Source organism: Acidovorax sp. NPDC077693, assembly GCF_044542805.1.
Lineage (GTDB): Bacteria > Pseudomonadota > Gammaproteobacteria > Burkholderiales > Burkholderiaceae_C > Acidovorax.
This window is the reverse complement of record NZ_JBITVD010000003.1, coordinates 399984-419783: the sequence shown is the minus strand read 5'-3', so window position 1 is coordinate 419783 and position 19800 is coordinate 399984. Positions and strand designations below refer to the sequence as shown.

The 19800-nt window shown below is 64.6% G+C and carries 13 protein-coding genes, 1 tRNA gene and 1 pseudogene; 14 read left to right on the top strand and 1 reads right to left on the bottom strand.

From position 1 onward, the window contains the following. Window positions 1-286 precede the first annotated feature (286 nt). From ACIGHN_RS05900 to ACIGHN_RS05890, 3 genes are read left to right on the top strand one after another with little or no spacing between them, the layout of a single operon-like run. The gene (locus tag ACIGHN_RS05900) at window positions 287-958 is read left to right on the top strand and encodes a hypothetical protein (protein WP_396503595.1); all 672 of its coding nucleotides are present in this window, start codon (window positions 287-289) and stop codon (window positions 956-958) included. After that, on the top strand, window positions 939-2153 hold the full coding sequence (locus tag ACIGHN_RS05895; RefSeq protein ID WP_396503594.1) for an XRE family transcriptional regulator: 1215 nt from the start codon (window positions 939-941) through the stop codon (window positions 2151-2153). Before ACIGHN_RS05900 ends, ACIGHN_RS05895 begins: the two co-directional genes overlap by 20 nt. A 32-nt stretch (window positions 2154-2185) precedes the next feature. Beyond that, window positions 2186-2434 (top strand): DUF2188 domain-containing protein, encoded by a 249-nt coding sequence (locus tag ACIGHN_RS05890; protein WP_396503593.1) that lies wholly within the window; start codon window positions 2186-2188, stop codon window positions 2432-2434. Between the two features lie 3 nt (window positions 2435-2437). Here the strand turns inward: ACIGHN_RS05890 and ACIGHN_RS05885 are convergent, their stop codons facing one another. Next, a complete protein-coding gene (locus tag ACIGHN_RS05885) occupies window positions 2438-2788 on the bottom strand; it encodes a hypothetical protein (protein ID WP_396503592.1) in 351 nt (116 codons plus the stop codon). A 206-nt stretch (window positions 2789-2994) separates the two neighbouring features. Between ACIGHN_RS05885 and ACIGHN_RS05880 the strand changes: the two genes are divergently transcribed. The 11 genes and pseudogenes from ACIGHN_RS05880 to glgA all read left to right on the top strand — a co-directional run bounded on the left by ACIGHN_RS05880 (window position 2995) and on the right by glgA (window position 19665). Beyond that, entirely contained in the window at window positions 2995-3945 is a 951-nt protein-coding gene (locus ACIGHN_RS05880) for a ComEC/Rec2 family competence protein (protein WP_396503591.1), read from the top strand. Further along, window positions 3942-4619: a hypothetical protein gene (locus ACIGHN_RS05875; RefSeq protein WP_396503590.1), complete on the top strand. Its 678-nt coding sequence runs from the start codon at window positions 3942-3944 to the stop codon at window positions 4617-4619. Before ACIGHN_RS05880 ends, ACIGHN_RS05875 begins: the two co-directional genes overlap by 4 nt. 192 nt (window positions 4620-4811) lie before the next feature. Beyond that, on the top strand, window positions 4812-5156 hold the full coding sequence (locus ACIGHN_RS05870) for a hypothetical protein (protein WP_396503589.1): 345 nt from the start codon (window positions 4812-4814) through the stop codon (window positions 5154-5156). Between the two features lie 140 nt (window positions 5157-5296). Continuing rightward, window positions 5297-5485, top strand: a pseudogene (locus ACIGHN_RS05865) (urease accessory protein UreG); the annotation flags it as partial. Window positions 5486-5505: 20 nt separating this feature from the next. Further along, window positions 5506-5593, top strand: a tRNA-Ser gene (locus tag ACIGHN_RS05860). A 230-nt stretch (window positions 5594-5823) separates the two neighbouring features. After that, a complete protein-coding gene (gene glgB, locus ACIGHN_RS05855) occupies window positions 5824-7743 on the top strand; it encodes a 1,4-alpha-glucan branching protein GlgB (protein WP_396503588.1) in 1920 nt (639 codons plus the stop codon). A 16-nt stretch (window positions 7744-7759) separates the two neighbouring features. Next, a complete protein-coding gene (locus ACIGHN_RS05850) occupies window positions 7760-9079 on the top strand; it encodes a glucose-1-phosphate adenylyltransferase (protein ID WP_326938700.1) in 1320 nt (439 codons plus the stop codon). Continuing rightward, window positions 9076-11337 carry a glycogen debranching protein GlgX gene (gene glgX / locus ACIGHN_RS05845; RefSeq protein ID WP_396503587.1) on the top strand — a complete coding sequence of 754 codons (2262 nt, stop codon included), beginning with the start codon at window positions 9076-9078 and terminating at the stop codon, window positions 11335-11337. The genes ACIGHN_RS05850 and glgX overlap by 4 nt, the downstream gene beginning before the upstream one ends. Continuing rightward, a complete protein-coding gene (treZ, locus tag ACIGHN_RS05840) occupies window positions 11334-13178 on the top strand; it encodes a malto-oligosyltrehalose trehalohydrolase (RefSeq protein ID WP_396503586.1) in 1845 nt (614 codons plus the stop codon). The genes glgX and treZ overlap by 4 nt, the downstream gene beginning before the upstream one ends. Beyond that, window positions 13175-18181, top strand: coding sequence for a malto-oligosyltrehalose synthase (gene treY / locus ACIGHN_RS05835; RefSeq protein WP_396503585.1), 5007 nt, complete (start codon window positions 13175-13177; stop codon window positions 18179-18181). Before treZ ends, treY begins: the two co-directional genes overlap by 4 nt. Further along, window positions 18178-19665 (top strand): glycogen synthase GlgA, encoded by a 1488-nt coding sequence (gene glgA / locus ACIGHN_RS05830; protein ID WP_396503584.1) that lies wholly within the window; start codon window positions 18178-18180, stop codon window positions 19663-19665. The genes treY and glgA overlap by 4 nt, the downstream gene beginning before the upstream one ends. Window positions 19666-19800: the final 135 nt, after the last annotated feature.

Here is a 19800-nt window from a genome sequence, read left to right as displayed (position 1 = left end):
CCGTCATTCATCGGCGGCAGGACTATCCCCTGTAGAGTTCGAACAGCGACATTCCCAACGGCTCAAAAGTGTCTAGATAAGCCGGGGCGATTCACGGCGACAGGACAGACTCAGTCGATTCGGTGGTGGGTAGCGCAAGGGGGGAGGTGCGGCACTGACCGCTAGGCGATGCGGGAGATCAGGCTACGGAGGTGGGGATGACCTCAGTAAAACCATGAAAAATCTGGCAACGCGAAACTTATTTGTGATAAATTCCGCCCACACGAAACACTCAAGGAGTTCGTTGATGAGCGCCCCTGTTGCCGGAAGCAAGAAAGAGCTAGAACAGCTTATTGTGAAGAATGTCCCCAAGGACATGCTCATGGCATGCGAGGATGCCTATCGAACAGGTGACCAGCAAGGGCGTCAGCACTCCGCCACGTACCAATCTGGTCATAGGGCGTCGGCAGCAGGGCAAAGCAAGCATTTCTTCATCAACGAGACGTTCCATGAGGCTTTGCAGGCTCACGGAGCAACTCCCTCCCCGTTGTGTGGCACGCGGCTCGTAGTTGGTCGGGTAGGGATTTTTAATATCGCCCGCTTGAATGTGCCAGGGCACAAATGGGTCAACCTGCGCCGTAGTGCTACTCGGAGCCGCCTTGCTGAGCTCAACAGCAACATCGAGAGGAAGTATGTCCAGGGCGACATGTTTGCCCAACAGCCTCGCGAAGTCGCCGTAGGCACAATTTTCATCCTTGGTGTGATGGATGGCGTCGACGCCAACGGCCTTGCTCAGTTGACGCACGTAATGGTCGCGTTGCCAGCTACCGACATGAAGTCTTGGCTCTATATCAGTTCCATGGCTGACTTCCTCAAACTCTACGATCAAACCAGCACCAGCGTTCAACTTGATAAGGCAGTACCGAAACTCAAGGTGCAGCGCAAGAAGCAAAACGACAATGACCAAGGGAATCCGTGATCTTCAGCCTGCTCGTCTTGAGCAGGCCCTTGCCGCTCGCCAATTGACAAAGGGGCAATTGGCGAGTCTCGTGGGTGTAGCTGCATCCACTGTTACGAAATGGTGCCAAGGCACTCAGGCGCCTGAGGCAGGTGCATTCGAGCGCATTGCATCTGTACTCAATGTGCAAACTGAATGGCTGACACGCCCAATGCTTCAGCCGGTATCCAAGCCGCTGTTTCGCAGTAACGCAGCCGCTCTCAAGGCGGCTCGGGCAAAGCTAGAAGCACGCACGGAATGGGTGCAAGAAACGGCAGTCTTGCTGAGCGACCATGTGGACTACCCAGATGTCAATTTGCCTGCGCGAGATTTCCGTGAGCCTGAGCAGATTAGCAATGCAGACATTGAGGCGGCAGCCGAAGAATGTCGCGCGCTTTGGCAACTCGGGACGAGCCCTATTCAGGACTTAGCCCTAGCAGCTGAAGGTGCTGGGATCATCATTGCACGTGAAGAAACCGAGATATCGGCAATCGAAGGACTGTCTAGTTGGAGCGCAATACTTGGACGTCCGATCATTTTTCTCTCTGCCGACAAGGCCAATGGGTTTCGTAGCCGATTTGACTTAGCGCATGAAATCGGACATCTCATACTGCATCGGCACATACCGAGGGCTGATGACCGAGATCGACACACTCAAATGGAAAAACAAGCGCACCGGTTTGCCGGTGCGTTGTTACTTCCTGCCGAAACTTTCGCAAATGAAGTGCGTGTTCCGACCAACTTGGATAATTTACTCACCCTAAAGAAAAGGTGGGGGGCATCGGTGGCAGCGATGATGATGCGCTTACATGCACTGGGTCTGCTCACCGACGAGGAAAAGCTAGTCCTCTTCAAGCGCCGATCTGCTCGCTGGGGGGCCAAGTCAGAGCCAGATGATGACCAGTGGAAACCGGAAGAGCCGCGATTAATGCGTAGAACATTGGAGCTTCTCGTAAGTGCAGGCATCCTTTCTACTGAGGCCATACCGCGCTATCTAGGTCTATCTGCCAGGGATATTGAGCACTTGTGCAGATTGCGAGAGAACTATTTCGCAAATCCGTCGGGTGTTGTTGATTTAGCAACGCTTCGGTCTGCGAGAGCGCCAATGCAGCAAAGCTCTCAGGTCAATGACCTGCAGCTAGGTACTGTGGTGTCACTTCTAAATCGCAGAAAGTGACTTGGTCAATGACAGGTGAATAGGAGACGCAAATGGGCAAAGGTCAAGATCGGATGGTATTCCGCCGCGAGGATGGCACATGGGTGAACAAGCGCAATGACGCGGAACGTGCCTCGAGTTTGCACGCCACGCAACGTGAGGCAGAGCAGGCTGCGCGTGAAATGCTCAGTAAACAGGGAGGCGGAGAACTCACCACCAAGGGCGTCAACGGCCTGATCCGGGGCAAGGACACCATTGCCCCTGGAAATGACCCTGTCCCTCCGCGGGACCGCGAGCACTGAGAGTCAACGCTCACGAGCAATGATTGTTTCAGCACCATGAGTATGGACAGTCACGATCCAAGGCTCAGGGAAATTTGGCGTAAAGCCAGCCCACCAATCATTTTCCGGAGAAGCAATAGCGAGCCATTGCTGGTGCGACTTCCCTACGCCCGAAACAATTTCGATTGGCTGAGGGCAGATAAGAGGCGGAAACCAGATTGGAATGATCGCTTTAAGTGCTGGGAGGTCCCTGTTGCGTGGTATGACTGGCTCGCCAAGAGACTTGTCGATAGGTACGCTGCTACCTATCTCGTACAGCTGTATCGAGAGCAACAGAAGTGCGCCCCCTCTTGCTGGGATGCTCAAGGACTTCATTGTGAATGCTCTTGCATGGGTGCAAATCACGGAAGTGGTTGCCCAAGTGGCAGATGGCATGAGATTTCCGACACGTTTGCCTTCGAGTGGGGGCCACGAAGGTACGCTTGTCGGTTGCTCACTTCTCAATCATAGGAATTGATCGCTAGTGATAACCGAGGGGTAGAAGCGCTAGCCTCGGTACGGTGCAATGCCTTGCAATAACGATGGAAGTAGACGATGGCATCAGCCCTGGCTACCTTGAGATACCTGCAAGGAATTCAAGTATGCATGGATTAGAGGGTGGGGAGCGTATGGCCTTGCAAGGGGAGATGCGGCTTGTCATTTGGGATGTGCAGCACGGTGCTTGCGCCATGCTGCAGCATATCCTTGGTCAATACGCTGGCCGCCTTGCAATGATCGACTCGGGTTCCGCTAGCGATTGGCGGCCCAGCACCTACATCACACAATCTCTTGGCAGGAACAGGCTCGACTACCTATTCATCACCAACGCTGACCAAGATCACATGAGCGATCTGCAAGGGTTGTGGAATGCGGACATTTATACCCCCGTGCTTTTCCGAAATCCAAGCTATACGGGCGAGCAAATGCGCCAAATCAAACGCCAAAGCGGGCCGCTCACTGCCGATGCAGAGCGTTATGTCTCTGCATGCTCCACTTTCAATTTGCCTGTTGAGGAGCCCTTCGATCTACACATGGGTGGTATCACCGCAACCCTGTTCTGGAATCCATATCCGGCATTTACCGATACCAACAACCTCAGCTTAGTCATCTTCATCAAATACGCTAACTTCAAGATCCTTTTCCCCGGCGATCTGGAGAAAGCAGGTTGGCGAGCGCTGTTGCAACGTGCGGATTTTCGCGCCGAGCTTGTTGGGACCGACATTCTTGTCGCATCGCACCACGGGCGAGAGAACGGCTACTGCGAAGACATCTTCGACTACTTCACGCCAAGCGCCGTGGTCATTTCCGACAAGCCTATCGAACACGAAACGCAACAAACCGTGCCCGACTATCGTCGCGTTGTGCGAGATCAGGGCGTCAGAGTCCGCACGACCATGAAGGATCGACATGTCCTGACCACGCGGCGCGATGGCTGGATTCAGTTCACCGTCAATCACGATAACTACACCATCATGACGGAGTACATGGGATGAAGAACAATGGCGATAGATCCCTCAAGTCACTCAATATGAAGTGGCTTGTCCTGTTAGCTATTACTGACGTACTAGCCTTGCTGTTCTTCGTTGCGCCGGAACTCGTCGAGGGCGCATCACTCACGGAAGTAGGCATCGGACGGGTGCTAATCGCAACGATGATGCCAGTTTTTGTGCTGTTGGTTGTTAACGTGCTACCGCACAATTTGAAGTCAGCGCTTGTCTATTGGAAGCCGCTCGGCGTGCTGCCTGGAACTGAGGCATTCACAAGGTATGGCCCCGCCGACTCGCGTATTGATATGGCGGCCCTGAAAAGGAACATTGGTTCGCTGCCAACTGAACCGGCAGAGCAGAACGCTAGGTGGTATAAGCTCTACAAGCAGATTGCGAATGAACCCGAAGTAGCAGAGGCGCACAAGCTGTTCCTGATGTATCGAGATATGGCGGGGATTTCGCTAGTACTGCTTGTCCTCGTGCCGGTGACGCTGCACCTCGCAGACGCACCATTTCCCACCCAGCTGCTCGCAACGGGGCTGTTCGTCATTCAGTACCTAGTGACCGCGGTGAGCTCCCGCTGGAGTGGCATCCGATTCGTGTGCAACGTGCTCGCAGTTCACTCCGCCCGCAAGGTTACTGCACTCAAGGCGAGCGCTCCCAAGCAACCTGCCGCCTAGCCAACTCACTGACTCGAAACCTGGAGCAATAGCCTAAGCATCTGGGTTGCGATTGTTACAACAGGCTCTGGTCGCCTTCCAGCACTGCCATTGATAGGACAAAATTGCTCCATCGAGAGAATGTTTCACGCAGGCCGTAGACGCCAATGAAATAGCAGTACCGACATAGAAAAACTCAAGGGAAGTGATCTCATGGCCCGTCGACTTAAGACAATTGGACAAATTAATCGCTACGTTGCTTCTGTCATTGCTGACGCCAATCATCATGCACCTCAAGTCAGCCAAGTGATCCAGCCGCTTGCAAACGCCGTACTGGCGAGATTTGGCCCTAATGACACAATCGACGTGTACGAGCGCCAAGGCGTTGTTGCTCGGACATGCTGGGTAAGAATCGCAGGCACGCGCTACTGCTTTTCCTATAACTACACTAATCACGTCATTGATCTTCGTGACCACAGCCTCCAAGGAAATCTGCGCTTCGCCTTTGACAACGCCACAACGGCTGCACAGATTAGCGCGCAAGTTGCCGCGCTCTAGGCATAGAAACTTGCCAATTCCCGGAGAGCAAACCCTTAGTGGGCCTTTCGTCGTTACTGGCGATGTTCAGGCTGGCGCAGATGCGGCGCTGGTCCGTCTGATCAAAGTACGTTTTGTGCCTACCCACCAACTTACCCATCGACCTGGCCCCCCACGTGGGCGCCAACCTGGATGTGATGCACGCGGACACCACCCGCATGCGCACCAACGCCCAGGGCCTCAAGCCGTTTGTGATGACCAACCTCAAAACCCTGACGGGCGTGGCGGACGTGGTGAAGTTCATCGAGACGCGCGGCATGCTGAAAAAACAAGCACCCTCCGTCGGCTAGAATCCGCAGCTTCCGTGCCCGGAGACGTGGGTGAGCGGTTTAAACCAGCAGTCTTGAAAACTGCCGACGGGCAACCGTCCGTGAGTTCGAATCTCACCGTCTCCGCCAGAACGCAAAAATTGTAAAAAAAAGCACCCTATGCCGGGTGCTTTTTTTTGCCCGCGGCCGGGCTGTCACGGCACGTACCCGCCACCGAGCAAGGTGCTGCAGAGGCTGTTTACCAGAGCCCTGAAAAGCGCTGGCAGGTGCCCTGCCAGCGCCCTCCAAACCTGGGTAGTCCCCCGCCTACAAAGTCACCCTGTAAATTCCTGCAACTTCGTGTTGCATTGCAGCAGAGCATGGACTCCAACGAGTTCATACCCATGCCGCCGCTCCATACGCCCCCGCAGGCCTCCGTGCCGACTCCGCCTTCGGCGGCTGCATCTCGCTACCGGCAGTTCGACTGGCTGGGCGCGCACCACACCTCCACCCAAACCACATTCCGCGTCTGGGCGCCCAATGCACGGCGCGTAGATCTGATCGGCGAGTTCAACGGGTGGCAGCCCGCGGCCATGGCGCTGCTGGACGATGGCTCCGGGGTCTGGGTCGGTGCGGCAGATGCGGTCCGCGTGGGGGACCTGTACAAGTACCGTGTGCAGGACGCCCACGGCGTGTGGACCGAAAAATCCGACCCCTATGCACTGCGCGCCGAACCAGCGCCCGGCACGGCGTCGCAGGTCTGGCGGCTGGACTACCAGTGGGGCGACCGTGCATGGATGGCGTCGCGCGGCCACCGGCCATCGGCCAGCAGCCCGATGTCGATCTATGAAGTGCACCTGGGGTCTTGGCAGCGGCACGAAGACGGGCGGCTGCTCAACTACCGTGACATCGCCCACCGGCTGGCCGCTCACTGCGAAGCGATGGGCTTCACGCATGTGGAAATCATGCCCGTGGCGGAGCACCCGTTCTACGGCTCCTGGGGTTATCAGACGACGGGCTATTTCGCACCCACCGCACGGTACGGCGACCCGCAGGACCTGATGGCGTTCGTCGACACGCTGCACCAGCACGGTATCGGCGTGATCCTGGACTGGGTGGGCTCGCATTTTCCGTCCGACCAGCATGCGCTGGCCCGCTTCGACGGCACGGCGCTGTACGAGCACGAGGACCCGCGCAAGGGCTTTCACCCCCAGTGGAACAGCCTGATCTTCAACTACGGTCGCTACGAGGTCCGCGACTTTCTCATCAGCAGTGCACTGTTCTGGCTGGAGAAGTACCACTTCGACGGCCTGCGCGTGGACGCGGTGTCGTCCATGCTGTACCTGGATTTTGCACGGGAGCCCGGGCAGTGGCTGCCCAACGCCGACGGCGGCCACCAGAACTGGGAGGCGGTGCAGTTTCTGCGCGACCTCAACGGCGCGGTGAGCGAATCTTTCCCCGACGTGCACATGATGGCCGAGGAGTCGACCTCCTGGTCCGGTGTCTCGCGCCCCGTGCCAAGCGGCGGGCTCGGATTCGGCACGAAGTGGAACATGGGCTGGATGAACGACACGCTGCGCTACATGCAGCGCGCGCATGTCCATCGCCAGTGGCATGAGGGCGACATCCGGTTCTCGGCCGTCTACGCGTTCGACGAAAACTTCGTGCTGGCGCTCTCCCACGACGAGGTGGTGTACGGCAAGAAGAGCCTGCTGATGCGCCAGCCCGGCGACGAGTGGCAGCGCTTTGCGGGGCTGCGCACGCTGTACGGCCTGATGTGGTCGCACCCCGGCAAGAAGCTGCTCTTCATGGGTGGGGAGTTCGGCCAGGTGGAGGAATGGCACCACGAGCGCACGCTCGACTGGCACCTGTGGGCCAAGGCGCTGCACGGCGGTGTGGCGCGCTGGGTGACCGACCTCAACCACGCCTACCGCACGCTCCCCGCGCTGCACCTGCACGACTTCGATCCGGCCGGTTTCTTCTGGGCCCCCATGGAGCCGCACCACACCACGGTGCTGGCCATGCTGCGCCGCGCGGGCAACGACACGGTGCTGGCGGTGCACAACCTGACCCCCACCCCCCTGTACGGCGTGCGCATCGGCGTGCCGCAGGCCGGCATGTGGCACGAAATCTTGAACAGCGACGCCGCGTGCTACGGCGGCAGCGGCGTGGGCAACGCCGGCACGGCCGTGGCCATTGCCGAGCCTTTGGGCGACCTTCCCGCCAGCATGCGCATCACCGTGCCGCCGCTGGCCAGTGTTTTCTTTTCCAACCGCCCTGCGGGGCACCGATTGACATAGATACTGGAGCGCACCGATGTCACGCACAACCAACGTACTGGCGATTGTCATGGCAGGTGGGGAGGGTTCCCGCTTGCACCCTCTCACTGCAGAACGCTGCAAGCCGGCAGTACCTTTCAACGGCAAGCACCGCATCGTGGACTTCGTGCTGTCCAACCTGGTCAACTCGGAGATCTACTCGATCTACCTGCTGGTCCAGTACAAGTCGCAGTCGCTGATCGAGCACATCCGCCAGTCCTGGACGATGACGCGCTTCATCCCCCAGCACTTCGTGACGGTGGTACCGCCGCAGATGCGCAATGGTCCGGAGTGGTTCCAGGGCACGGCAGATTCGGTCTATCAAAACATCCACCTGATCGAGAGCTTCCAGCCCGACATCGTGGCTGTGTTCGGTGCGGACCACATCTACCGCATGGACGTGCGCCAGATGGTGGACTTTCACCGCGCCACCAATGCGCATGTGAGCGTGGCGACACTGCCCGTGCCCCTGGCGCAAAGCAACCAGTTCGGCATCGTCGAGATCGACTCGCAGCACCGCATCAGCCAGTTCGTGGAAAAGCCCGCATCGGCCGACCCCATGCCGGGCAGCACCACCCATACGCTGGCTTCCATGGGCAACTACCTCTTCAACGCCGACGTGCTGCTCGACGCGCTGCGCAAGGCCCACGCCACCGGGCACAGCGATTTCGGCCGCGACATCCTGCCGACCATGCTGCAATCGCACCGCCTCATGGCGTACGACTTCAATACCAACTCCATCCCCGGCACCGCGGCGTATGAGGAGCACGGCTACTGGCGCGACGTGGGCACCATCGACGCTTACTTCGATGCCCACTTCGACACCCTGGGCGCCACCCCGCGCTTTCGCATGACCAACAGGCATTGGCCCATCTACGCGAGCCCCGACCAGGCCGAGTCTGCGCAGATCGAAAATGGCGTGCTGCACCGCTCGGTCGTGGGCTCGGGCAGCATCGTGGACGGCGCGTCGCTCGACCATGCGATGCTGCGCCGCTCCGTGCTGGTGGAACGCAACGCGCATCTGGAGCACTGCATCGTCATGGAGCGCTCACGCATCGGCCCCGGGGCCCGCATCCGCCGCGCCATCATCGACCAGGACAACGACATACCCGGCCATGAACGCATCGGCTTCGACATGGAGGCGGACCGCAAGCGCTTTCACGTCACGCCCAGCGGCATCGTCGTCGTTCCGCGCAATTTCTTCCCTGCGCGCGGCACTGCCGACGGCACCATGGGCGCGGTCGGCCGCCTGCGCGCTCCCGCCACCCGAGCGTCGTCCACGGCCATGTTCGACGGCGAATTCCGGGCTGCAGCATGAAGTACGACGTGTCCACCACGGGACCATCAACCAGCTCCGCCAAGCGATCGCGCGCCACCCGCCACCGGGTGGAGGCTGGACGACCCTGGCCACTGGGCGCCACGGCCGACCGCCAGGGCGTCAACTTCGCGGTCTACTCGCGCATCGCCGACTCGGTGGAGGTCTGCCTCTTCGCGCCGGACGGCAGCGAGACCGAACGCATTGCGCTCCCAGCGCTGACCGACGACGTCTGGCACGGCTTTGTGCACGGCCTGCGCCCAGGCCAGGCCTATGGGCTGCGCGTGCACGGCCCCTACGATCCCACCCAGGGACAGCGCTGCAACCCTGCCCTGCTGCTGATCGACCCCTATGCCCAGGCCCTGGCGGCACCTGTGCGCGGCGCGTCCGACCAGTTCGGCTACCAGCTCGGCCATGACGATGAGGACCTGGCCCCCGCCACCGCCGACAACGGTCGCACGGCACCCAAGTCCCGCGTCGTGCGCTCGCGCTTCGACTGGGGCAATGACCAGCCACCGCGCGTGGCACCCAACGACACGGTTTTCTACGAGGTGCACGTCAAGGGCTTCACCCAGACCATGCCCGATGTGCCCGAGGCACAGCGGGGCACGTACGCGGGACTGGCCAGTGCACCGGCCATTGCACACCTGCAGCAACTGGGCGTGACCAGCGTGGAGCTGTTGCCCGTGCAGGCGTTCGTGGACGACCTCAGGCTCATCGAACTGGGGCTGGCCAACTACTGGGGCTACAACACCATCGCGTTCTTCGCGCCGGAGCTCCGGTACGCCACCCAGGCTGCGCAGGCGCTCGACGGCGGAGTGGACGAATTCAAGGCCATGGTCAAGGCGCTGCATTCCGCCGGCATCGAGGTGATCCTGGATGTCGTCTACAACCACACGGGCGAAGGCAACCACCTGGGGCCCACGCTCAGCCTGAAGGGCATCGACCACGCGGCCTACTACCGCCTGGCCGAAGAACCGCGCTTTTGCGCCGACATCACCGGCACGGGGAATACGGTGGACACCAGCAGCCCCCCCGCGCTGCGCCTGGTGCTCGACAGCCTGCGCTACTGGGTGCAAGAGATGCATGTGGACGGCTTCCGCTTCGACTTGGCCTCCGCGCTGGGCCGCGACGCCGCCTGCGAGTTCACGTGGCGCGCCCCGTTCTTTGCCGCCATCGCGCAGGACCCGGTGCTGTCTCGCGTGAAGCTGATCGCCGAGCCCTGGGACCTGGGCATCAACGGCTACCAGCTGGGCGGGTTCCCCACCGGCTGGATGGAATGGAACGGCCGCTACCGCGACGCGGTGCGCGACTACTGGACCAACGCAGACGCCAGCCTGCCCGCCTTCGCAGCCAGCCTGTGCGGCTCTGCCGACATGCTGGAGCCGCGCCGCCGCAGCCCCACGGCCAGCGTCAACCTGGTCACGGTGCACGACGGCTTCACGCTGGCCGATCTGGTGAGCTACAACGGCAAGCACAACGACGCCAATGGCGAAGAGAACCGCGACGGCGAAGACCACAACCGCAGCTGGAACTGCGGGGCCGAAGGTGACACCGACGACGCGGACATCCTGGCCCTGCGCGAGCGCCAGACGCGCAACCTGCTGGCCACCCTGTTCCTGTCGCACGGCACGCCGCTGCTGCTGGGCGGGGACGAGCTGGGGCGCACGCAGCGCGGCAACAACAACGGCTACTGCCAGGACAACGACCTGTCCTGGTTCGACTGGGAGCGGGCCGCGGGCCATGCACAGCTGCAGGCCTTCACCGCAGACCTGATCGCGCTGCGGCGCAGCCTGCCCGTGGTGCGACTGGCAGCATGGCCGCACCATGCGGCCGACATTGCTCCCTGCGTGGCTGTGCAGTGGTACAGCGTGTGGGGCTTGTCCATGACCCCGGACGAATGGAACGACCCGGCCGTGCGCTGCGTGTCGGCATTGATGGAGAGCACGCGCGAGCACGAGGACTCATTGTTGATGCTCTTCAACGCCTCCGGCGACGAAGCCACTTTCACGCTGCCAGCGGACCCGGACGGCCGGCGCTGGACGCTGCGCCTGGACACCCGCGACGCGCAGGTGACCAAGGTGCAAGGCACGCAGGGCACCGCCCCCGCACAGGCTGACGCACCGGACGGGGCCGCAGGCGCAACGCCTGTGGCCATCGACGCTGGCGCGGCTTACACCCTGCTGCCACACTCCATGGCCGCATTCACGGCACCATCGCGCGGCATCGACAAAAAAGGCACCGAGACGACGCCCCCATGAACAGCCCTGCAGAGCCGTCGGATGTGAGCCACCCCATGCCGTTCGGTGCCCGGCTTCGCCGGCGGCGTGCCGGAGCGGACTTTCGCCTGTGGGCGCCTGCGGCGTCGCAAGTGGCGTTGGTGCATGCGCCGGGCGGCAACCAGGGTGCCCTGGACCACACGGCGGCAGAGCGCCTGTCGGGCGGCTGGTGGCATGTCGGGCTGGCGCAAGCGACGGCATCCACGCGCTACCAGTGGCTGATCAATGGCGACACGCGCGTGCCCGACCCTGCCGCCCGCCAGGCTCCGGACGGGCCCCACGGCCTGTGCGTGGTGTCCGACCCCGGCGCCTATGCCTGGGAGCAGACCGCCTGGAGCGGCCGCCCCTGGCACGAGCTGGTGTTCTATGAACTGCACATAGGCACCTTCACGCCGCAGGGCACTTACACCGCCGCAGCCGCACACCTGCCCCGGCTGGCTGCGATGGGGTTCACCGCCCTCGAACTCATGCCCCTGGCCACGTTCGGCGGCCAATGGGGCTGGGGCTACGACGGCGTGCTGCCCTTCGCGCCCCACCCGGCGTATGGAACACCGGACGACCTCAAGCGCTTCGTGGACACCGCCCACGCGCTGGGGCTGTGCGTGTTCCTGGACGTGGTCTACAACCATTTCGGGCCGGACGGCAACTATCTGCACACCTATGCGCCGGCCTTCTTCTCCGACCGCCACGACAGCCCCTGGGGGCGCGCCATCAACTTCGACCTGGAAGGCAGCGAGGTGGTGCGTGCGTTCTTCCTGCACAACGCGCTGTACTGGATCGACGAGTTCCGCATGGATGGCCTGCGGCTCGACGCCGTGCACGCCATTGCCGACGACAGCAATCCCGACATCCTGCAAGAGATCAGCACGCGGGTGCATGCGCTGGCGCAGGCCACCGACCGGCATGTGCACCTGGTCCTTGAAAACGAGAAAAACCAGCCCGTCCGGCTGGCCCAGCCGGCATCTGCCGCGGGCCACTACGACGGCCAGTGGAACGATGACTTCCACCACGCGGTGCATGTGGCCCTGACCGGCGAGACCCACACCTACTACGCCAAGTTCGCGGCAGACCCCATCGACCTTCTGGCCCGGGTGCTCACGCAGGGCTTTGCGTTTCCAAACGGCCGTCCGGCGACGGATGCCGACGCGCCACTGCCGCTGTCGCTGCTGGTGAACTTCATCGGCAACCACGACCAGATCGGCAACCGCGCGTTCGGAGAGCGCCTGTCGATGATGGTGCCGGGGCCTGCCGTGGAGCTGGCCTTGCTGTTGTCGCTGCTGACACCCGCCACGCCCATGGTGTTCATGGGCGACGAGTGGGGCGCGACGACGCCGTTTTTGTACTTTGCCAACTGGGAGGGCGCGCTGCGCGACGCGGTGCGCAGCGGGCGCCAGCGCGAATTCAGCCATGTCCTGTCGGGCGCTGCGGCGTTGCCCGACCCCTGCGATGCGGCCACCCTGGCCGCAAGCCAGCTGGACTGGTCCCAGGCGGAAACGCCCGCCGCGCGCCAGCGCAGCGAACTGGTGCGCCAGGCCCTGGAAGTGCGGCGCCACTGGCTGCTGCCGCACGCCCGCGCATTGCGCAACCTGGACCACACTGCCGAACGCGTGGGAGCCCACGGGCTGCGTGTGGGATGGCGCTATGGCCAGGGCATGCAGTGGTGGCTGGAGATCAACCTGGGCCCTGAGCGCCTGCACGACGCGCCACCGGCCCCCGAGGGTGTCTCCGTCTTCCAGCACCGATGGATCGAGGGCCAGCAGGGCGCGCCACGGGCCTGGGAGCCCTGGTCCGCCCGCTGGACCTGTACTGAAGGATTCGCATGAGTTTTGACAGGCCCTCTGCGGCCGACGCGCCGTCGACCGACCTCTTGCAACGCGCCCGGCGCGCGGGCATTGCCGACCAGTACTCGGGCTTTTGGGGCGAAACCGTGGCGGTGAGCACGCAGGTGATGGAGCGCGCACTCGGCGCCATGGGCCCCCATGCCGATGCCGCCCTGCTCGCCGACACCGTGGTGGTGGCTGCAGGCAGCACTGCACAGGTCGCGCTGGCCGCCGCGGGCGACTGGCAGTTGCTGGACCTGGAACACCCCACCGACGCGCCGCGCCTTCGCGGCCACGGCAGTGCCGCAGAGCTGCCCGACTCGCTGCCTGCCGGGTACTACCAACTGCGCAGCAATGCGGGCGTTGACCGCACCGTCCTCGTCGCGCCAGCCCAGTGCTGGCTGCCCGACGGGCTGCGCCAGGGACAACGCTGGTGGGGCATCACCGCGCAGATGTATTCCCTGCGGTCCGAGCGCAGCTGGGGCATTGGCGACTTCTCCGACCTGGCGCAGTGCGTAGCGCTGGCCTCGGCGCAAGGCGCTGCTTTCGTCGGGCTGAGCCCCGTGCACGCGCTGCGCCCGGGGCAGCCCGAGGCGGCCAGCCCCTACAGCCCGAGCAGCCGGCTGGCGCTGAATGTGCACCACATCGACGTGACCGCGGTACCGGAATACCTGCACTGCGCAGACACGCAGCAGCTGTGCCGTGACCCCGGTTTCAACGCCCGGCTGCAGGCCGCGCAGCAGAGCACGTCGGTCGACTACACCGCGGTGGCCTCGCTCAAGGACGCGGCTCTTTCGCGGCTGTGGCAGACCTTCCGGCGGACGGCCTGGGCCGCCCAGTCCACCCGCGGCGCGGCGTTCGACCAGTTCCGGGCGGCGCATGCAGCCACGCTGGAGCCCCACGCCCGCTACGAAGCGATCCAGTGCGCGCTGCAGTCGCGCGATGCCGCGGTGTGGGGCTGGCCCGCCTGGCCCCAGGACCTGCGGGACCCGCAGGGTGCCGCTGTGCAGGCCTGGGTGCTGGAGCATGCCGACGATGTGGCCTACCGCATGTGGCTGCAATGGATCGCACATGATCAGCTGGCGCAGGCCGGTGCCAGCGCACGCAAGCTCATGCCCATCGGGCTGTACTGCGACCTGGCCGTGGGCGCGGCAGATGGCGGCACGGACACGTGGGTCGGGCAGACGCTCCACGCACGCGGAATGAACATCGGCGCCCCGCCCGACCCGCTGAGCACGCAGGGCCAGGACTGGGGCTTGCCGCCGGTCAATCCGGTCGCCCTGGCCGCCGCACACTACCTGCCGTTCCAGCGCATGCTGGCTGCAGTGATGGCACCGGCCGGTGCCCTGCGCATGGACCACGTCATGGCGCTGATGCGCCTGTTCTGGACCAGCCCGGAAGGTGGCACCTATGTGAACTATCCGCTGCAGCCGTTGCTGGCGGTGGTGGCCATCGAAAGCCACCGCCACCGCTGCATGGTCATCGGCGAAGACCTGGGCAATGTCGCGCCGGTGATGCGCGAAGCGTCGGCCGAGCGCGCCTTGCTGTCCTACCGCCCGCTCATCTTCGAACGGCTGGAGGGCGGCGCGTTTCGCCCACCGGCGCAGTGGCCCACGGCGGCGCTGGCGGTGGTCAGCACCCACGACCTGCCCACGCTGGCGGGCTTCTGGACTGCCAGCGACGTCGCGGTACAGGCGTCCTTGGGCTGGCTCGACAACGATGCGCATGTGCGCAGCGTGCTGGCGCGCGCGCAGGACCGCACGCAGCTGTTGGCCGCCCTGGATGCCGAAGGGCTGCTGCCCGAGGGCATCACGGTGGACGCGCTGTCCGCACCCGACATGACGCCGCCGCTGGCCGCCGCCGTGCACCGCTACCTGGCACGCACGCCCTGCATGCTGGTGGGTGTGCAGCTGGAGGACCTGCTGGGCCAGCGCGAGCAGCCCAACGTGCCAGGCACGACCGACGACGTACACCCCAACTGGCGCCGCCGCATGGCATGCACGCTGGAGCAACTGCCTGCCGGCCCGTTCTTTGCGGCCATCAGCGCAGCCGTGCGCCAGGAGCGCGGTGGAGGCCTGCACAGCACCGAGAGCGCCCTGCCTGCGCTGCACACGGCGGACATCCCGCGCGCCACGTACCGGTTGCAGTTGCACAAGGACTTCAACTTCGCGCAGGCGCGTGCCGCCGTGCCCTACCTGCACGCGCTGGGGGTGAGCCATCTGTACTCCTCGCCCTACCTGCAGGCCACCGAGGGCAGCACCCATGGCTACGACATGGTCGACCCGTCCCGCCTGAATGCCGAGATCGGCACCGACGACGACCACGATGCCCTGTGCACAGCCCTGGCAGAGCACGGCATGGGCCATCTGCTGGACACGGTGCCCAACCACATGGGTGTGGACGATGCCGGCAACCGCTGGTGGCGCGACGTGCTCGAGCACGGCATGTCGTCCCCGCACGCCACGACGTTCGATATCGAATGGAACCCCGCCAATCCACAGACGCGCCACCGCGTGCTGTTGCCCGTGCTGGGCGACCACTATGGCAAGGTGCTGGAGTCTGGCGAGTTGCAGGTGCGCTTCGATGGCGACACCGGGCGCTTTGCCGTGGCGTACTGGGAGCGCACCTTCCCGCTCGACCCCCGCAGCTACGCGCTGGTGCTCGGCGCGGTGCCTTTGCCGGTGGCGGCCACGCCCGGGGCCGGGCAGGACGACCTCGCCGCCGTGCACTCGCTGGTGGATGCCCTGGGCCTGCTGCCCCCGCACGACACGCCGGACCCGGCGCTGCGGACCACCCGGCTGCGCGATGCCACCGTGCACCAGCAGCGCCTGGCCGGATTTGCGTCGCGCCTGGCCTGGGTGCGCGACTGGATCGACGCCAGCCTGGCGCGGGTGAACGGAACGCCGGGCGACGCGGCCAGCTTCGACCTGCTCGACCAGTTGCTGCAGGGCCAGGCGTACAGGTTGGCGGACTGGCGGGTGGCTGGCGACGACATCAACTACCGCCGGTTCTTCGACGTCAATGCACTGGCGGCGGTGCGCATGGAAAACACCGAGGTGTTCGATGCCGTCCACGCCCTGACCTTCCGCTGGCTGGCGCAGGGCAAGGTCAGCGGCCTGCGCATCGACCACCCCGATGGCCTGGCCGACCCTGCGCAGTACTTCACGCGGCTGCAGCAGCGCTACCAGGGCCTGCTGCAGGCGCAAGGCCTGCCGCCGCGCGCGCTGTACATCGTGGTCGAGAAGATCATGGCCGAGCACGAGCCCCTGCCCGCCGACTGGCAGGTGCATGGCGGCACCGGGTACCGCTTCTCGCGGCTGGTCAACGGAGTGTTCGTCGACCCCGATGCACAGGACCGCTTCGATGCGGTCTACCTGGGGTTCACCGGTCACACCCTGGCCTTCGAAGACGCAGCGCGCGAGTGCAAGCGGCTCATCATCGAGACCGCATTGTTCAGCGACCTGGCGTGGCTGGTGAGCACCCTGAGCCAGATCACGCGGGCCGACCGGCGCGCCTGCGACTTCACCCGCAACCAGCTGCGGGTGGCCCTGGTCGAAGTGGCCACGCAGTTCCCGGTGTACCGCACCTACGTCGTGCCGGGCGGCGCGGCGCCCAGTGCCATCGATGTGCAGCACATCGACTGGGCCATTGCGGCAGCGCGCAGACGCCTGGGCACGGCCGAAGGCGGCGTGCTGGCCTTTGTGCGCGCGGTGCTGATGGGCGAAGACGGCCCTGCACCCGAGTTGCGCGCGCACTTCGTGCGGCGGTGGCAGCAGTTCACCGCGCCGGTGATGGCCAAGGCGGTGGAAGACACCTTGTTCTACCGCTACGTGCGCCTGGTCTCGCTCAACGATGTGGGTGCCGAACCGCGGCGCTTCGGACTGCCGGTCTCCGCCTTCCACCAGGCCAACATGCAGCGCGCCCGGCATGTGCCGTACGGCCTGCTGGCCACCTCGACGCACGACAGCAAGCGCTCGGAAGACGTGCGCGCACGGCTGAACGTGTTGTCCGAACTGGTGGACGAGTGGGAGGCCACGGTGCACGCGCTGCAGGCGGCGGCAGAGCCGTTTCGCCGCACGGTGGACGATGCGGCAGCGCCCAGCGCGCACGACCTGTGGGCCCTGTTCCAGGCGCTGGTGGGCATCTGGCCCGCCACGGGCTGCGACGATGAATGCCTGCCCATGCTGAAGGAGCGCATCGAGCGGTACATGGTGAAGGCCATGCGCGAGGCCAAGCTGCAAAGCAACTGGCTCTTTCCCAACGAGGCCTACGAAGACGCGGTGCGGCACTACATCGCCAAAGCCCTGGCCAGCGGCGAGTTCCTGCACGCCCTGCAGGCCTGGGTGCAGCGCATCGCGCCGTACGGCTTTCGCAACAGCCTGTGCCAGGTGGCGATCAAGCTCACGGCGCCGGGCGTGCCCGACATCTACCAGGGCTGCGAGCAGTGGAACTTCTCGTTGGTGGACCCGGACAACCGGCGCCCGGTGGACTTCCTGCAGCTGCAGGCATCGCTGCAGCCTTTGCAGGCCCTGTATGCGCCAGGCCACTACCCCACGCCCGCCGACTGGACAAGCCTTCTGGGCACGGCAGCAGACATGCCAGCGGCCACCAAGCAGCTGGTGACCTGGCGGCTGCTGCAGCTGCGCGCACGCCACGCGGCGCTGCTGCGCGATGCCATCTATCTGCCGCTGGCGGTGCAAGGCCCTGCGGCGTCCCACGCACTGGCGTATGCGCGCGTGCATGAGGGCCAGGCCCTGGTGGTGGTGTGCGGCCGGCTGCTGGCCGCGTGGGACGCCCAGCACCGCGGCGACTGGCAGGACACGCAGGTCAGCCTGGCAGATGCCCACCCGGCCCTTGCCAAGCCTGCGCGTTGGGTGGATCTTTTCACCGGCCAGACCCTGGACAATGCCCAGCACCTGCCGCTGTCCGCCGTGCTGGGCGCCGTGGGCGCAGGCGGGAGCCGCCTGCCGTTTGCCGTACTGGTCACCCAAGACATGATTCCATGAAAGTTCTGTTCGTCACGCCCGAGTGCGCGCCCCTGGTCAAGACCGGGGGCCTGGGTGATGTGAGCGCCGCGCTGCCTGCCGCACTGGCGCAGCGCGGTGCCGATGTCGCGCTGCTGATGCCAGCTTATGCCGACATGAAGATCGACGGCAGCCTCGACGCCATCGTCGCGCTGCCCGCCCAGGGCCGCTGGCCGGCTGCGCAGGTGCTGCGCGTGCGCTGCGCAGGCGTGCCGCCGCTGTGGCTGCTGTCCTGCCCCGCTCTGTACGGCACGGCCGACACGCCCTATGCCAACCCGGGCGACCCCGATGGGCATGGCCAGGCACTGCGGTTCGGCTTTCTCGCGCGCGTGGCGGCGCTCATCGGCTCGCCCGAGACCCCCATCGGCTGGCAGGCCGACATCGTGCACGCGAACGACTGGCCCTGCGCGCTGGCCCCGCTGTACCTGCACCAGCGCCGCCAGATGGGCGAGGGCCGCACCGCGCGCAGCGTGATGACCGTGCACAACCTGGCGTTCCAGGGCGTGTTTCCGATGGCCGCTGCGGACCTGCTGGAGGTGCACCCTGCCCACCGCGGCACCGAGGGCGTGGAGTACTGGGGCCAGCTGTCGATGCTCAAGGCCGGCCTGCAGTACGCGGACGCCATCACGACGGTCAGCCCCACCTATGCCGCGGAGATCCAGCAGCCCGCGCTGGGCTTCGGGCTCGATGGCCTGCTGCGCCACCACGCGGGCAAGCTGCACGGTTTGCTCAACGGCATCGACACGGCCATCTGGAACCCCGGGCACGATCCGCTCATTGCAGCGCCTTACAGCGCAGACGACCTGGCGCCCAAGGCATTGAACCGGGCGGCCCTGCGCGCGCGCTGCGGCTTGCAGGCCGGCAGCGGCCCGCTCCTGGGCATGGTGGGGCGCCTCACGACGCAAAAGGGTGTGGATTTTGTGATCGCTGGCGCCCGCAGACTGCTGGCCCAGGGCGCACAACTGGCCGTACTGGGGCGCGGCGAGGCGGGCCTGGAAGACGCGCTGACCGCACTGGCCGCCGCGCATCCGGGGCAGGTGCAGGTGACGCTGGGGTTCGACGAGGGCCTGGCGCACCTCATCGAAGCGGGGGCGGACTGCTTTCTCATGCCCTCCCGGTTCGAGCCCTGTGGACTGAACCAGATGTACAGCCAGGTGTACGGCACGCCGCCGCTCGTCACGCGCACCGGCGGACTGGCGGACACGGTGCAGGACGCGGACAGCCGCCTGACCAGAGGCACAGGCTTCGTGATGCCGGGCATGGCGCAGTCCGACTTCGACGCCACGGCAGACCGCGTGCTGGCAGCGTGGCGCAAGCCGCAGCAATGGGCCGCGCTGCAAAAGCGGTGCATGGCGCAGGACTATGCGTGGGCGCATGCCGCCAAGCCCTATCTGGCCTTGTATACGCGCCTGCTGGCCGGCGATGCTGCAGTCAAGGAACCGATGCTGCCCCCTCAAGGACGCTGAGTCGGGCGGAGGTGGGTGCATGCCGCTGGAGTGGTGACATTCCGCTGCCAGGCACCGGCCGTTGGCTTCCTGCATGCCACAAGCTGGCAAGTTGGCAAGTTGGCAAGTTGGCAGGCAGACATCCCGCCATCTGCA

What these genes read in the sequence shown, in the direction of transcription:
- glgB (WP_396503588.1), top strand. Translation starts at nt 5,824, where the DNA reads ATGGACTCCAACGAGTTCATACCCATGCCGCCGCTCCATACGCCCCCG.
- ACIGHN_RS05850 (WP_326938700.1), top strand. Translation starts at nt 7,760, where the DNA reads ATGTCACGCACAACCAACGTACTGGCGATTGTCATGGCAGGTGGGGAG.
- ACIGHN_RS05900 (WP_396503595.1), top strand. Translation starts at nt 287, where the DNA reads ATGAGCGCCCCTGTTGCCGGAAGCAAGAAAGAGCTAGAACAGCTTATT.
- glgA (WP_396503584.1), top strand. Translation starts at nt 18,178, where the DNA reads ATGAAAGTTCTGTTCGTCACGCCCGAGTGCGCGCCCCTGGTCAAGACC.
- ACIGHN_RS05885 (WP_396503592.1), bottom strand. Translation starts at nt 2,788, where the DNA reads ATGAAGTCCTTGAGCATCCCAGCAAGAGGGGGCGCACTTCTGTTGCTC.
- ACIGHN_RS05875 (WP_396503590.1), top strand. Translation starts at nt 3,942, where the DNA reads ATGAAGAACAATGGCGATAGATCCCTCAAGTCACTCAATATGAAGTGG.
- glgX (WP_396503587.1), top strand. Translation starts at nt 9,076, where the DNA reads ATGAAGTACGACGTGTCCACCACGGGACCATCAACCAGCTCCGCCAAG.
- ACIGHN_RS05895 (WP_396503594.1), top strand. Translation starts at nt 939, where the DNA reads ATGACCAAGGGAATCCGTGATCTTCAGCCTGCTCGTCTTGAGCAGGCC.
- ACIGHN_RS05880 (WP_396503591.1), top strand. Translation starts at nt 2,995, where the DNA reads ATGGAAGTAGACGATGGCATCAGCCCTGGCTACCTTGAGATACCTGCA.
- treY (WP_396503585.1), top strand. Translation starts at nt 13,175, where the DNA reads ATGAGTTTTGACAGGCCCTCTGCGGCCGACGCGCCGTCGACCGACCTC.
- treZ (WP_396503586.1), top strand. Translation starts at nt 11,334, where the DNA reads ATGAACAGCCCTGCAGAGCCGTCGGATGTGAGCCACCCCATGCCGTTC.
- ACIGHN_RS05890 (WP_396503593.1), top strand. Translation starts at nt 2,186, where the DNA reads ATGGGCAAAGGTCAAGATCGGATGGTATTCCGCCGCGAGGATGGCACA.
- ACIGHN_RS05870 (WP_396503589.1), top strand. Translation starts at nt 4,812, where the DNA reads ATGGCCCGTCGACTTAAGACAATTGGACAAATTAATCGCTACGTTGCT.